Here is a 12,231-nt window from a genome sequence, read left to right as displayed (position 1 = left end):
CGCACGGCTCTTCGAGCGAAGAGCGGAAGTAAAGGGATACCCGGATGGCGAGCGCCAGTCCGGATAAACGCGCAGGAGGCCCCCTCCAAAATACCCAACCTCAACGGGAACCAATGTCATTCTCGTACGCTTCACAAGCTATCCCTGCACTGAAAGGTGCCTTCCCCCATGTTCACGCAGCTCAACCCGCCCATTCCCCTCACCGTGCTCGGCAAGGGAGACGGCTATGCCATCGGCCTGATCGATTACGGGCAGGAGCATAATTTGATCTGGGTAACGATCATCACCAGCACGGGGGAGTTCTGGTGCGCGCCGAACCCGTCTGTTCGCGCAGAGCCGAACTGGACCATGGGCCGCCCTCGCCCGGCCATAGACACGGCCAATTAGGCGCCAATCCGTCAGGCGGCCAGGCGCGTGCTGATCTTGTGTTTCAGATAGGTCTTGCGCCGACGCAAATCCATCTGATGGGACGCGGGCATGGGATCAATGCTCGTCTCGAACAGCTGCAGCGCCGCGTTGATGGAGTCATACTCCCTCGCCAGCCGGGCAAAATCCGGATCCACGGATTCCAGCTCAAGAATCCGTTCAAAGGCCTCGGGAAACTCCCCGATCAACACTTGAAAAGACGGCGGCATTGAAACTCCTCCCAACGCGGTAGACGGCTCCATTGAAGAAGAATGCCGCGCTGGAAAGAAATTCACATGCGTAGAATTACGTAGGCAGGCCTATTTCTCGCCCGCCGCTTTGCCGGACTGCTTGTACAGCCAGATCGCAATGCCCAGCGAAATGGCCACTAAGCAGCCAAACCCCACAAGCGCGCCGATGGCCAGCGGGTCTACTGTCAGATTCCCCATGATGTGCCCCTCCTTGGTGGCGTGTCACACCGGTTGCTTCAACATGGCGTACAGCTCATCCTTCAGCGAAATGCGCTGGCGCCGCAACTGGTTCTGGAATGCATCGCTGGCGGGTTCGACATCCGTCTCGATCCGGTGGATCTTGCGGTTGATGTCGTAATACTCCTGCGCCAGGCGGGCAAAATGGGCATCGGCCTCTTTCAGCTCGTGAATACGGTCGGCCATCTCCGGAAACTCCTCTACCAAATCGTGGGGTGTATGAGACATGTGCTTCGCCTCCCGAGTGATGCTGTTCACAAGCATCAGGGCACACCGCATGTCATTTTGGAATCGTGGAAACTACCTAAGGCATGGATGCGCGCGGGAAGACAGCTATTTCTCGCCGAAGAGACCCGCCTGCTGGTCGCCGCCAGGGCGGGGCAGACCCAGACGCTCATAGGCCAGCGGCGCGGCAACCCGCCCCCGCGGCGTGCGCGCAACATAGCCCTTCTGCATCAGATAGGGCTCAATCACGTCTTCCACCGCATCGCGCGCCTCAGACAGAGCGGCGGCCAGCGTCTCAACGCCCACGGGCCCGCCGGCATACGTCTTCACCAGCGCATGCAGATAGCGCCTGTCCAGCGCGTCGAGGCCATCAGCGTCGATCTCCAGCCGCTTCAGCGCGCTTGCGGCAGCCGCCTGTGTGATCATGCTGCCATCGGCGTCGGCAAAATCCCGCACACGGCGCAACAGGCGCAGCGCGATCCGCGGCGTGCCCCGCGCGCGGCCTGCAATCTCCACAGCGCCATCTTCCGTAATCGGAGCCTTCAGCTTGCGCGCCGCCGCCATGACGATCTGCCCGAGCTCTTCGGGCTCATAGAATTCCAGGCGCATCGGAATGCCGAACCGGTCCCGCAGCGGCGTTGCCAGCAGGCCGGCCCGCGTTGTCGCGCCGACCAGCGTAAAGGGCGACAAATCCAGCCGCACCGAGCGCGCCGAGGGCCCCTCCCCGATCACGATGTCGAGGGCGTAGTCCTCCATCGCGGGATAGAGGATCTCCTCCACCACAGGCGGCAGGCGGTGAATCTCGTCAATGAACAGCACGTCATTGGGCTCAAGATTGGTCAGGATCGCGGCGAGGTCTCCCGCCTTGGCGATGACCGGGCCGGAGGTCGCGCGGAAGCCGACGCCCATTTCCTTTGCCAGGATCTGCGCCAGCGTCGTCTTGCCCAGCCCCGGCGGGCCGAACAGCAACACATGATCCAGCGCTTCTTCGCGTTTTCTCGCCGCCTCGACATAGACGCGCAGATTGGCTTTCGCCTTTCGCTGGCCGATATAGTCATCAAAGGCCTGCGGCCGCAGCGCACGGTCCAGCGCGTCACCGCCCTGTGCGTTGGGATCAGAAAGCTCCCCCTCGCGGCTCATTTCGCCAGCTCCTTGAGGGCGGTCTTGATCAGCACACTCACATCCTCATCACCGGCCTGCTTGGCGACTGTGGCGACGGCGCGGGACGCATCGGATTGGGTGTAGCCGAGATTGACCAGTGCGGAGATCGCTTCGCTGCGCGCGCCTGTGCTGGCGGCAACCGGCGCGCTGGCCATGCCGGCCACGTTCGCGGCTTCGAACTTGCCAAAGCGCCCAAGCGGGGGCGGCTTGCCAGCCAGCTCTCCGGTGATGCGCTCGGCCAGTTTCTTGCCGACCCCCTTTGCGCGCGTCAGCACGGAGGCATCGCCAAGCGCAATCGCGTCCATCAATTCGGCTGGCGTGATCGCATCCAGAATGGCCATCGCCGCCTTGCCAGCCACGCCGTGCACATCCTGCAGGCGGACAAACCAGGCGCGCTCTTCATCCGAGCCAAAGCCGAACAGCGTGATCGAGTTTTCCGTCACCCGCGTCTCGACATGGATGACCGCCTCATCGCCCGCATGCACTTTGGACAAGAGGCGCGACCCGGCCATGCAGACATAGCCGACGCCGTTTACATCTATCAGAACATGGTCCGCGCTGAGGGCGGCCACGGTGCCGGTCAACCTGCCAATGATCATGCCGCGCCTCGCTTCAGCTCCACCGGAAGATGGTGGGCGGTACAGATGGCGCAGGCAAGGGCATCCGCTGAATCAGATTTCATCTCACCGGCCTTTGGCAGCAGGCGCTTCACCATGAAGGCGACCTGGTCCTTGTCCGCCGTGCCGGTGCCGACAATCGCCAGCTTGATCTTGCGGGGGGCAAATTCCGCGACGCTGATGCCGGCCATGGAGAGCGCCGCCATCGCCGCGCCCCTTGCCTGGCCGAGTTTCAGCGCCGAGCGCGGGTTCGCATTGACCAGCGTTTCTTCTACACCGGCCGCGTGGGGCCCGTAATGCCGAGCAAGCTCACCCACCGCTTCGAAGATACCGCCCAGCCGATCCGCCATGGGAAAACCGGGATCGACAGAGATGACACCATGCGCGACATGCACCAGCCGCGCGCCGGTCTGCTCAATCACACCCCAGCCTGTATGGCGCAGGCCAGGGTCAATTCCGAGGATACGAATCGTCGTGCTCATTCGCCTTACCCTATCAGGGGGAAGGGTTAATGGCACCTTGCATTTTCGCTATTTGTTCACATGCCCTGGGCCGCGCAGCCTATTCCGACATGCGGGGCACAATCACCGTATCGACGATATGTACGACGCCATTGCTGGCCTCGATGTCTGCCGATGTGACCGTCGCAGTGTTCACCCTCACCTTGCCGTCTTCTGTCGTGCGTGCAGCCATATCCAGATTGTTGAGGCTGGAGGTCATGACATTTTCCGACTCCGGGGGAATGTCAGCGGCCATGATCTTGCCCGGCACGATATGATATTCGATTACGCGGATCAGTTTGTCCTTGTTCTCCGGTGCGAGCAGCATTTCCAGCTGTTCCGGCGGCATATTTGCGAAGGCCTCATTGGTGGGCGCGAACACGGTATAGGGCCCGCCCTCCTCCAGCTTTTCGGCCACGCCCGCGGCATCCAGCGCCAAGGTGAATGTGGAGAGATCCGGGTTTTCCGCAATGATACCGGTCAGGCTGTTTGCGGTGGCTTCATCCGGCATTTCGGCGGATGCATCCTCTGCCTGGGCTTCGCCGCTGGTCTCATCGATCACGATATCTTCTTCATAGGGCTGCACAGGGTCCTGGCTGGCCTCTGGTGCGGAAGGCGAGCAGGCCACAAGTGCAATGGCAGCAGCAGCCGTGGCGGTCATCAGAATGGGTTTCATGGGGTCGACTCCTCCATTGGGTCTTCCTTCAGAAACGCCGAAGCGCCGATTTGGTTCACACGGGCCAGTCCGCCCAAAAGAAAGAGTTGATCAAAGCCCCGCCAGCTGATCGAATGACAATCGCACAAATAAGAAACAAGGGAGCCCGACATGCAGGACAGCGCCAGCCACATTGCCACACCGAAAGTGAGCCGCCGCACCATCATGCAGCTGGCCGGCATCAGCGCAACGGCGGGCCTGCTGGCGGCAGGCAGCAGCGGGACCGCGCAGGCAGAGGGCCCTGCCCTGGCAACCGAACCAGACACATCCAGCCCACAGCGCAAATGGGCAGCCCAGAACCTGCGCGGCCTGGCCAATCTGTTCCTGCCGAGCTTTCTGCCAGACATGAAAACGCTGGATGAGGCGGCCCTACGCCATGATGTCCGCGCGGCAAAGGCTCAGGGCTTTTGCGGCACAATGCCGATGATCAACTGGACCCTGCCTGGCGATCCGCAATGGGAGCTCTTCTACCAGACCGTCATCGACGAAGCGGACGGCAAACTGCCCGTACACGGCATGACTTTTACGAGCCATGTGGACACCGACATCAAGCTGATGAAGGCACAGGAGAGACTGGGTGTCGACGCCTTCCTGATTGCATCGAAACACGCGCCGGACATTTCCGCCGATGACCTCTATGACGCAATGCGCCGGCGGATCGAGGCGACGGATTTGCCTGTCCTGCTCTATGCCGCGCTGAATGAGGGACGCGCCTTTCCGCATCTGGGACCGGCGGGACAGCCGCTGGACGTGTATGACCGCCTGGCCGACCTGCCAAACGTCGTGGCCCTGAAGATCTCCCAGCCGGTGACGCTGATAACGACGATGCAGCTGTGCGATACGGTAGCGGACCGCTTGCTGGTTGCCCCGGTGAATCTGGATTTCGTGCCGATGCTGGCGCGGCATTATCATATGCAATGGTCCGGCCAGTGGAATGGAGAGGCCGTGCAAACGCCGGATGTACAGCTGGGCAACCAGCTGTTGGCGGCGACAGCGGCGGGCGATCTGGAGACTGCGGACAAGGTGGCGCGACAGATACAGCCAGCGCACAGCCATTTCTACACTCTGCAGTCGGAAATCATCCGGGGCGGCGCGCACCCCTGGCAGCATAACAAATATTATGGCTGGCTGGGCGGCGGCAATGGCGGCCTGATGCCAATGGATGAGCATGCGCCGGAAGGCTCCGTGCCCGCACTAACGGCCGCGGACCGGGCGGCCATGCGCGCTGCATTCACCGCCTCCGGCCTGACACCGACGGATTCACCGGAAGAGCAATTCATCGTCGGCCGCGCCGCCTGGAACCGCGGCGCCCGCCCTACCGACATGCGCACCATTCCGAGCTATGAGACGTAGGGCCTGATGTCTCCTGCGCGTATGTCCGGCATCATCCTTCGACTTCGCTCAAGATGAGCCTTCCCGCCCTTTGGAAGTGCCAGGAACGCATCCCTCCCGTCTTCGGAGAAGAAGACGGGAGACCATCTCTGCCCATCCCGGGGGAACTGTCGGGATGGGATGGTGATATGGGCCGCAGAGATGTCATCCGGACGAGAGAAGAAATCCGGATGGATGCGCGAGACAGAGCCCTACCCTCCGAACTGGTAGGATAGCGCGATCTTGTAATTCCGGCCTGGTTCCGAGACGCCGGAATAGACCCGCTCATAATCTTCTTCGAAGACATTCTCGATACCGGCATCAAGACGCGCGCCGCGCAGGAATTCCGGCCTCCAGGAGGCATACAGATCAAGGACGGTATAGCCATCGCGGTCTTCAGACACGACCAGCGTGCCGGTGCCATCATCCTCACGCCGTGTAAAATCGCTGGCGATCTGAACCCGGGTTCCGAAGCGCGCTTTCCATTCCGGGACTTTGAGCCCCAGATCCAGGGCCATCCGGTCGGGGGTCAACGTACCAAGGTCAGAGCCCGTTTCGGTATCTGTCCCGTCGATGGAAGAGAAACTGGCGCGGGCATAGAGGCGCTCGGCATCATAGAATATCTCCCCCTCAACGCCTTCCAGTTCAGCGCTCGCCACATTGGCAGAATTCGTCGTTCCCGCCGTACACGGGAAAAAGGCTGGCGGCGCAAAGCATGTCGGATCATAATTGAAGTTCACGCTCAGATTGATCAAATCGTCCACATCGCTTTCAAAATAGGAAACCTTGCCCTGCAGGCGGTCCCCTTTCTGAAAGGTATCCGAAAAATCCAGACCGAAGCCGATCTCGACCGTTTCGCTGGTTTCCGGTTTCAGATCCGGGTTCGGGACAAAGCTGTTGCTGACAAACACCATCTGCCCCATGCCCGGATTGAACAGAATCGGGTGCGGCACAGAGAAATGGACCCCATCGAGATAAAGCTCGTTGATTGAGGGGGCACGGAAGGCTTCCGAATAGCTGGCAAAGACACGGAACCAGTTCACCGGGCCATAGCTTGCCGCGAGACGCGGAGACACATGATCATCCGAACTATCCTCCTGTGACAGATCGGAATTGCTCTTGAACTCGTCATAGCGGATGCCCGGAATGATGATCAGGTTTCCCGGCAGCCCCAAAGGTCGCTCAATTTCCGTTTCCAGCTGCGCGAAGATACCGCTGAATTCGGACGACCCGTTCGGTACGCCGCTGCGCACGCCATCACTCGTTACCGAATCCTCCCCATCCTGGCTGTCTTCATACCAGTCTCCGCCGATCGTAAAGACGCTGCGGGAAGCGCCAAGCATGAACTCCGATGCATTGCGCAAGCTGATGCCGGTGGTTTCAATATCCCGCCCGATTGTACGGGGAACCGTGGCGTCAAATTCGTCCACAGAGGAATCAGTATCATACAATGTCATGCTGGCATTGATGAGATCCGATGCCGGATTGAAGGTGAGGCCGAGGCGCCAGGTTTCGGTCGTGATGTCTTTATTCACATTCCGGTCCAGCACGTCATCGCCTGTGCCCAGCGTGCCTTGTCCATTGTTCGGCTCAAATGCGGAATTGGAAAAGCGCTGCCAGGATACATCCGCCGACAGGGCATCCGAAAATTCATAGCCGAGCTTCACCAGGCCCATATCGATATCATCATCGGATGGCAGGCTGGCGCCATTGCCAAGCTCGATATCCCCGGACTGGCGCAGGCCGAAACTGGCCAGGCCGTCAAACTTGCCCTGATGGGTAAAGCCGGTCAACGTGCCATAGCTTTCTTCATTGACGCTTTGATAGCCGATCCGCATACGCGCGCCCCAGCTCTCCCCTTCCCGGAGAAGATCGTCCGCATCCACGGTTTCAAACGCCATGACACCGCCGACCGCGCCAGAACCATAAAGCGCCGACGCCGGCCCCCGGACAACTTCCGCTGTGCCGATGATTTCCGGGTCAAGGAAGAAGCGGCCATCATGCGCGGAGATGAAGGATTGGCGCGCGCCATCCAGCAGGACCAGAACATTCTGTCCGCTAAGGCCGCGAATGCTGGGCGTTTCTCCGGTACGGCGCGGACCGCCGGAGAATTCCACGCCCGGCACATCCCGCAGCATGTCTGAGGGGGTACTTGGGGCGTAAAGATCAATATCGTCGCGCGTGATAACGCTGACCTGGCCGGGATAATCAAACACCGGGATCGGGTTGGATGTGCCGTAAACCGTAACCGCCTCTTCACGGCGCTCCTCATCCGGCGCGGCCTCATCGGCACTCGCCAGCCCGGCATGGCCGATCAGCACCAGGACCGACGCCGCGGACCCTATTCCCCAGGCTTTGAAGGATCTCGGTGGATTCTGTGAAACTCGCATGCTACCCCTTTCTGTATATGAGAGTCATTCTCAGTTCGGCTGCTAGCAGTCCTGATTTGAGATTGCAAGTCATTCTCATGAATGTTAGGCAGGGGTCTGCTGCGGAGTGGCAGCCAGACTCAACAGGGGAAAGAAAGACAATGATGAAACATATGGCGACATCGCTGGCCGTACTGGCGGCTGCATCGCTGGCAGCTTGCGCGACCAGCGCTGCGCAGACAGGTGGACACGGCGCGGACGCGACCTCTGCAGCCACCAGCAGCACTCCCGTATCAGAGGCGACGTTCCAGAAAGATCGCAGTGCTATCCTCGCCATGGCCGGCGACTACAAGGTCAAATTCGACTTTATCGAAACTGTGCCCTTCGCAGAGAATTATGAGCTGAAGCCGGAAAAGATTTCGGGCGGGTATGAAGTGGTGCGCGTCATTGAAGATCGCGGAGACTTCATCAGTCTGCAGCATATTCTTGTGGTCGGCGGAGACGAAAAGCTCGCCATCAAACATTGGCGCCAGGACTGGCAATATGAGCCTCAGCGCGTGCTGGTCTTTATTGGCGGCAATGCCTGGGAGTGGCAGGACGTGCCGGATGCCGAACGGGCGGGCACCTGGTCCCAGACCGTTTATCAGGTGGATGATGCGCCGCGTTATGGCGCTGTCGGATCATGGGACTATGATGACGGCATTGCGGAATGGACACCGCCGCGCGAATGGCGCCCCCTGCCCCGCCGGGACATGACCACGCGCGATGACTATAATGCCGTCGACGCCATTAACCGCCATGCCATCACGCCCTGGGGCTGGGTGCATGAGCAGGATAACAGCAAGCTGGTTCTGGCAGGTGAGCCGCATGTCCTGGTGCGCGAAGTGGGGGTGAACACCTATCGTCACAATAGCGACTTTGACGCGTCCATCGCCACAGATTATTGGGCGTCCACGGAAGACTTCTGGGCCGCTGTACGGGATGAATGGAACCGGATTGAAGACAAAAACCAGCACTTCGCCATCACGATCAAGGGAGAGACCGAAGACCTCTACATTCCCCTGCTTGAGCTGGCAGAGAGTGTTGGCGATGGGGAGAAACCCCTGGACGAGGCAACGGCAGAGGCCCGCGCGCTGATCCGGACCTTCGTCACGTCTGACATTGGCACACTCGACTCACGGCTGCGTCCGACAAGCGGCAGCCCGGTCAAAGCCGCCAATTAAGAGACAACATATCTGGTAAGGGGCAGCGGCGCCGCCCCTTACATCACCTTTCCGACTGCGCGCTCTATAGCGGCACTGCTGTAGGGCTTTTTCACGACAGGCGCGTCAGGGAAACGATCCAGCATACTGATGGCATCGCCATAACCCGTTGCAAAGACGAACGGGATGTTCTTCTCCCGCAATTTTTCTGCAACCGGCTCACTCGTTTCATCGCCGAGATTTACATCCAGAAGCGCAAAAGTAATGTCCGACTTATCGATATGCGCCAACGCTTCGGACACATCTGCCGCCAGCGCCACATCTGCAGCGCCCATCTGCGTCAGCATCTGCTCTGCATCCATTGCGATGATGATATTGTCCTCCAGCACAAGCACACATCCAGACAGTCCGCTCTTTTCCTGAGAGACCTCTTCCGGAACCGGAGCTTTCGGCTTGGTGGATTCTGCGCCACTTGGCAGGGTCACATATTCTTCTGGAATAACAAACCGCGCCTCTACACCTGACATCTCGTAGCGTAGGCTGGCCTTGCCACCGAGTTCGTATGGAATGGAACGCTCGATAATCGTGGTTCCGAAGCCAGTCCGTGTGGGCTGGGACGTGATAGGCGGGCCGCCAATCTCTCTCCAGTCGATAACGAGGCTGCCATCCGGCTCCAGGCTGAGCCCGATACGCAAGCTGCCACTCGTGTCGCACAGGGCGCCATATTTGGCAGAGTTCGTCATCAATTCGTGGATGACGAGGGAGAGCGTCGTGAAGGCCTGCGGCGAGACCAGGGCATTATCACCCTCGATCCGCACGCGGGTCGCTTTCAGGCCGAGATAGGCTTCAGCCTCTGTCTCGATCAGCTCCCGAACAGATGTCGGCGTCCACTTCTTGTCTGTAATCTGATCATGTGCGCGAGCAAGGGCATGGATGCGGCCTCCGATCACCTGGGTGAACTCTGCAACACTGCGCGCCTCGGCGTGGCTTTGGTTCACCAGACCCTTGATGAGATTCAGAATGTTCCGAACACGGTGGTTAAGCTCTGCAATCAGAAGCTCTTGGCGCTCCTGAGCCTTCTTCCGCTCATTAACGGCGGCATCAGCCATCCGCAAAATGACCTCAAGCAGAGTAAGACGAAGGGAATTCGCAGCGCGCACCTCTGCCTCGGTCCATGGCGCGCTGGTATTGCGCACAACTTCCTTCCAGGCCTCAAAGCTTTTGCGCGGTGTCAGGCGTGCGCCATTTGGACCATAAGTGACGGCCTTTTGAGGATTGCCCGCCCAGGTGACGGAGTTCACCATTTCGCGCCGAAACAGAACGACATAGTCTCTCGGCGTGCGCGAAACGGGCAAAACCAGCATTCCAGCAGCCCGATCCGCGAATTCCTCCGCAGGCGGATACACGCTCGCCACATTGTTGGTGTTGTAGATCCGGCTGGCCGCCGTCGTGTTCAGGAACTTCACCAGCCCCATGAACTCTTCCTGGGTCGGCGTATAGCCAAGGGATTGGAACTCCCCTTCCACCCAGCCTATGGCCCCGTCATAGTCGATGACATGTTGGATCGCATCAACGATCAGGCGGAAATTTTCAATGATCGAGGAGTGCTCGGCCAGCTGGGACATCAGCCGGTCATGAAGCAATTGCGCGCCAGCCGCCTCCAGCCGTGCCTCGTCATTATGTTTCTGCTCCAGCACAAAGGCAAATAGTTGAGCGAAAAGCTCTGCGGCCGACCGCACATCATACGAAACCGTCTTCGGCTCCTCATGATGGCAGGCGAACAGTCCCCACAATTTGCCACGACGCATAATTGAGATCGAGAGCGATGCCTCGATGCCCATATTCTTGAGGTATTCCAGGTGAATGGGAGAGACGGCGCGCGTGGTGCTCAGCGACAGATCCAGCGGCTCCCCTTCCGGGCTGAGCGTCGGGATGATTTCTATTCCGTCGTCGGATACATCAGCGATAATACGCAGGAGGTTACGCGTATAAAGCTTGCGCGCCTGTTTCGGTATGTCCGAAGCCGGGTAATGAAGCCCCTTGAAGCTGTCCATGCCGGCGCGGCGGGATTCGGCAATCACCTCGCCGGAATCATCGTGGGCGAACTGATAGACCATCACACGGTCAAAGCCGATCAGGTGGCGCAATTGCCGGGCCGCATCCTCGCACAGCTCTTCTGACGTTTCGGCCTTGCCGATCCGTTCAATCATCGGGCGGACATAGGACGTGTAGTCGGCACGCTTGCCCTGAACATGGCGCTCGATCTCGATAATGATGGAGCGGCCGGACATATGCACAGCAATATCAAACGGTTCGACACCTTCACTCAGCGTCACACCGAACAGACGCTCTACGGCGTCCACACCGGCCAGCAACGGCAAGCGCGACCGGATCAGCTTTAAGGCGTCCTCCTCCACATATTTGTTGAGTGGCGCGCCAATCATGTCCTGCGGATCCGCCTTGATGAAGGCAGAGATGTTCAAAGATACATGATTGACCATCCAGTCTGCCGAGACGGAAATCAAAGCTCCGAAAGACTGAATACGCCCCGGGATGTGAATGGGCTCGCGATCGCAGTTCGTTAAGTCTACTGGGGTGTCCTGAGGGCTGAAACCCTGACTATTCTGATTGTCCAAGTAACCCCCTGTTCAACTGCGCGCACGCAGAAGAAAATATTTTGAAACCCACCCTTGCAGATCGCACAATCTGTAGAATTTCGGCTTCGTCTGCATCGATTTCTGACGCGTGACCAAGAAAAAGGTTCCAATCAGATTCCGCTTTAAGCGACGAAAGATATCTGCCTGCGTTCTGAACTGCAGGATTTTCAGCCTTTTGCCATTGTAGATATAGAAATCTAGCGCCCAGACTGCTGCCAGCTATAACATAGATCAAGCCAAGTGGGTGAGGCTGGCCAGGGTCTGGCTGGTCTTCCCATCGCGGCAATGGCGCGCCCAGTTCAGACAGATCCTGCCTGATTTCCGAGAGCAGTAAGCGCGGCGGCGGTAGATCCTGATGCCCCGTGATAACGGGTTCCAGACAGGTCAGCGCCAGATAGTTTATCTGCAAATAGACCGCCAGACCTTCCGGTGTGGTCAGGTCATGCTGGCTCATCATGGCATCCAGCCGGGCATGGTCCTCGGCTGTTTCCGCTTTCAGGCGCGCGCGTAATGTCTGCATG

At 59.3% G+C, this 12,231-nt stretch carries 13 protein-coding genes; 3 read left to right on the top strand and 10 right to left on the bottom strand.

Annotated features, from left to right (window positions below):
• Window positions 1–168: 168 nt before the first annotated feature.
• Window positions 169–387 (top strand): hypothetical protein, encoded by a 219-nt coding sequence (locus HY29_RS03695; protein ID WP_034792404.1) that lies wholly within the window; start codon window positions 169–171, stop codon window positions 385–387.
• 11 nt (window positions 388–398) lie between these two features.
• On the opposite strand, the gene HY29_RS03690 is transcribed toward HY29_RS03695, so the two are convergent.
• The 7 genes from HY29_RS03690 to HY29_RS03665 all read right to left on the bottom strand — a co-directional run bounded on the left by HY29_RS03690 (window position 399) and on the right by HY29_RS03665 (window position 4,072).
• Window positions 399–635, bottom strand: a complete 237-nt coding sequence (locus HY29_RS03690; RefSeq protein WP_034792402.1) for an HP1242/YdcH family protein — start codon at window positions 633–635, stop codon at window positions 399–401.
• A gap of 90 nt (window positions 636–725) precedes the next feature.
• The gene (locus HY29_RS19795) at window positions 726–854 is read right to left on the bottom strand and encodes a hypothetical protein (RefSeq protein WP_277813009.1); all 129 of its coding nucleotides are present in this window, start codon (window positions 852–854) and stop codon (window positions 726–728) included.
• Window positions 855–878: 24 nt separating this feature from the next.
• Complete coding sequence (locus HY29_RS03685; RefSeq protein ID WP_034792544.1) at window positions 879–1,121, bottom strand: HP1242/YdcH family protein; 243 nt, start codon at window positions 1,119–1,121, stop codon at window positions 879–881.
• Window positions 1,122–1,226: 105 nt separating this feature from the next.
• Entirely contained in the window at window positions 1,227–2,258 is a 1,032-nt protein-coding gene (gene ruvB / locus HY29_RS03680; RefSeq protein WP_034792401.1) for a Holliday junction branch migration DNA helicase RuvB, read from the bottom strand.
• Window positions 2,255–2,878 (bottom strand): Holliday junction branch migration protein RuvA, encoded by a 624-nt coding sequence (gene ruvA / locus HY29_RS03675; protein ID WP_199285816.1) that lies wholly within the window; start codon window positions 2,876–2,878, stop codon window positions 2,255–2,257. The genes ruvB and ruvA overlap by 4 nt, the downstream gene beginning before the upstream one ends.
• Window positions 2,875–3,378, bottom strand: a complete 504-nt coding sequence (gene ruvC / locus HY29_RS03670; RefSeq protein ID WP_034792399.1) for a crossover junction endodeoxyribonuclease RuvC — start codon at window positions 3,376–3,378, stop codon at window positions 2,875–2,877. Before ruvC ends, ruvA begins: the two co-directional genes overlap by 4 nt.
• A 79-nt stretch (window positions 3,379–3,457) precedes the next feature.
• Complete coding sequence (locus HY29_RS03665; protein WP_051601099.1) at window positions 3,458–4,072, bottom strand: fasciclin domain-containing protein; 615 nt, start codon at window positions 4,070–4,072, stop codon at window positions 3,458–3,460.
• A gap of 150 nt (window positions 4,073–4,222) precedes the next feature.
• Between HY29_RS03665 and HY29_RS03660 the strand changes: the two genes are divergently transcribed.
• Window positions 4,223–5,464 (top strand): dihydrodipicolinate synthase family protein, encoded by a 1,242-nt coding sequence (locus HY29_RS03660; protein WP_206741916.1) that lies wholly within the window; start codon window positions 4,223–4,225, stop codon window positions 5,462–5,464.
• Window positions 5,465–5,694: 230 nt separating this feature from the next.
• Here HY29_RS03660 and HY29_RS03655 read toward each other — a convergent pair whose 3' ends face one another.
• Entirely contained in the window at window positions 5,695–7,872 is a 2,178-nt protein-coding gene (locus tag HY29_RS03655; protein ID WP_081811211.1) for a TonB-dependent hemoglobin/transferrin/lactoferrin family receptor, read from the bottom strand.
• A 140-nt stretch (window positions 7,873–8,012) separates the two neighbouring features.
• Between HY29_RS03655 and HY29_RS03650 the strand changes: the two genes are divergently transcribed.
• Window positions 8,013–9,074 (top strand): DUF6607 family protein, encoded by a 1,062-nt coding sequence (locus HY29_RS03650; protein WP_051601098.1) that lies wholly within the window; start codon window positions 8,013–8,015, stop codon window positions 9,072–9,074.
• Between the two features lie 38 nt (window positions 9,075–9,112).
• Here the strand turns inward: HY29_RS03650 and HY29_RS03645 are convergent, their stop codons facing one another.
• Together HY29_RS03645 and HY29_RS03640 are read right to left on the bottom strand one after the other, a co-directional pair.
• Window positions 9,113–11,689: an HWE histidine kinase domain-containing protein gene (locus HY29_RS03645; protein WP_034792397.1), complete on the bottom strand. Its 2,577-nt coding sequence runs from the start codon at window positions 11,687–11,689 to the stop codon at window positions 9,113–9,115.
• The gene (locus HY29_RS03640; protein WP_034792396.1) at window positions 11,673–12,230 is read right to left on the bottom strand and encodes a biliverdin-producing heme oxygenase; all 558 of its coding nucleotides are present in this window, start codon (window positions 12,228–12,230) and stop codon (window positions 11,673–11,675) included. The genes HY29_RS03645 and HY29_RS03640 overlap by 17 nt, the downstream gene beginning before the upstream one ends.
• Between the last annotated feature and the right edge of the window lies 1 nt (window position 12,231).

Source organism: Hyphomonas beringensis, assembly GCF_000682755.1.
Lineage (GTDB): Bacteria > Pseudomonadota > Alphaproteobacteria > Caulobacterales > Hyphomonadaceae > Hyphomonas > Hyphomonas beringensis.
The sequence above is the reverse complement of the archived record's forward strand: the minus strand, read 5'-3'. Positions and strand labels throughout refer to the sequence as shown.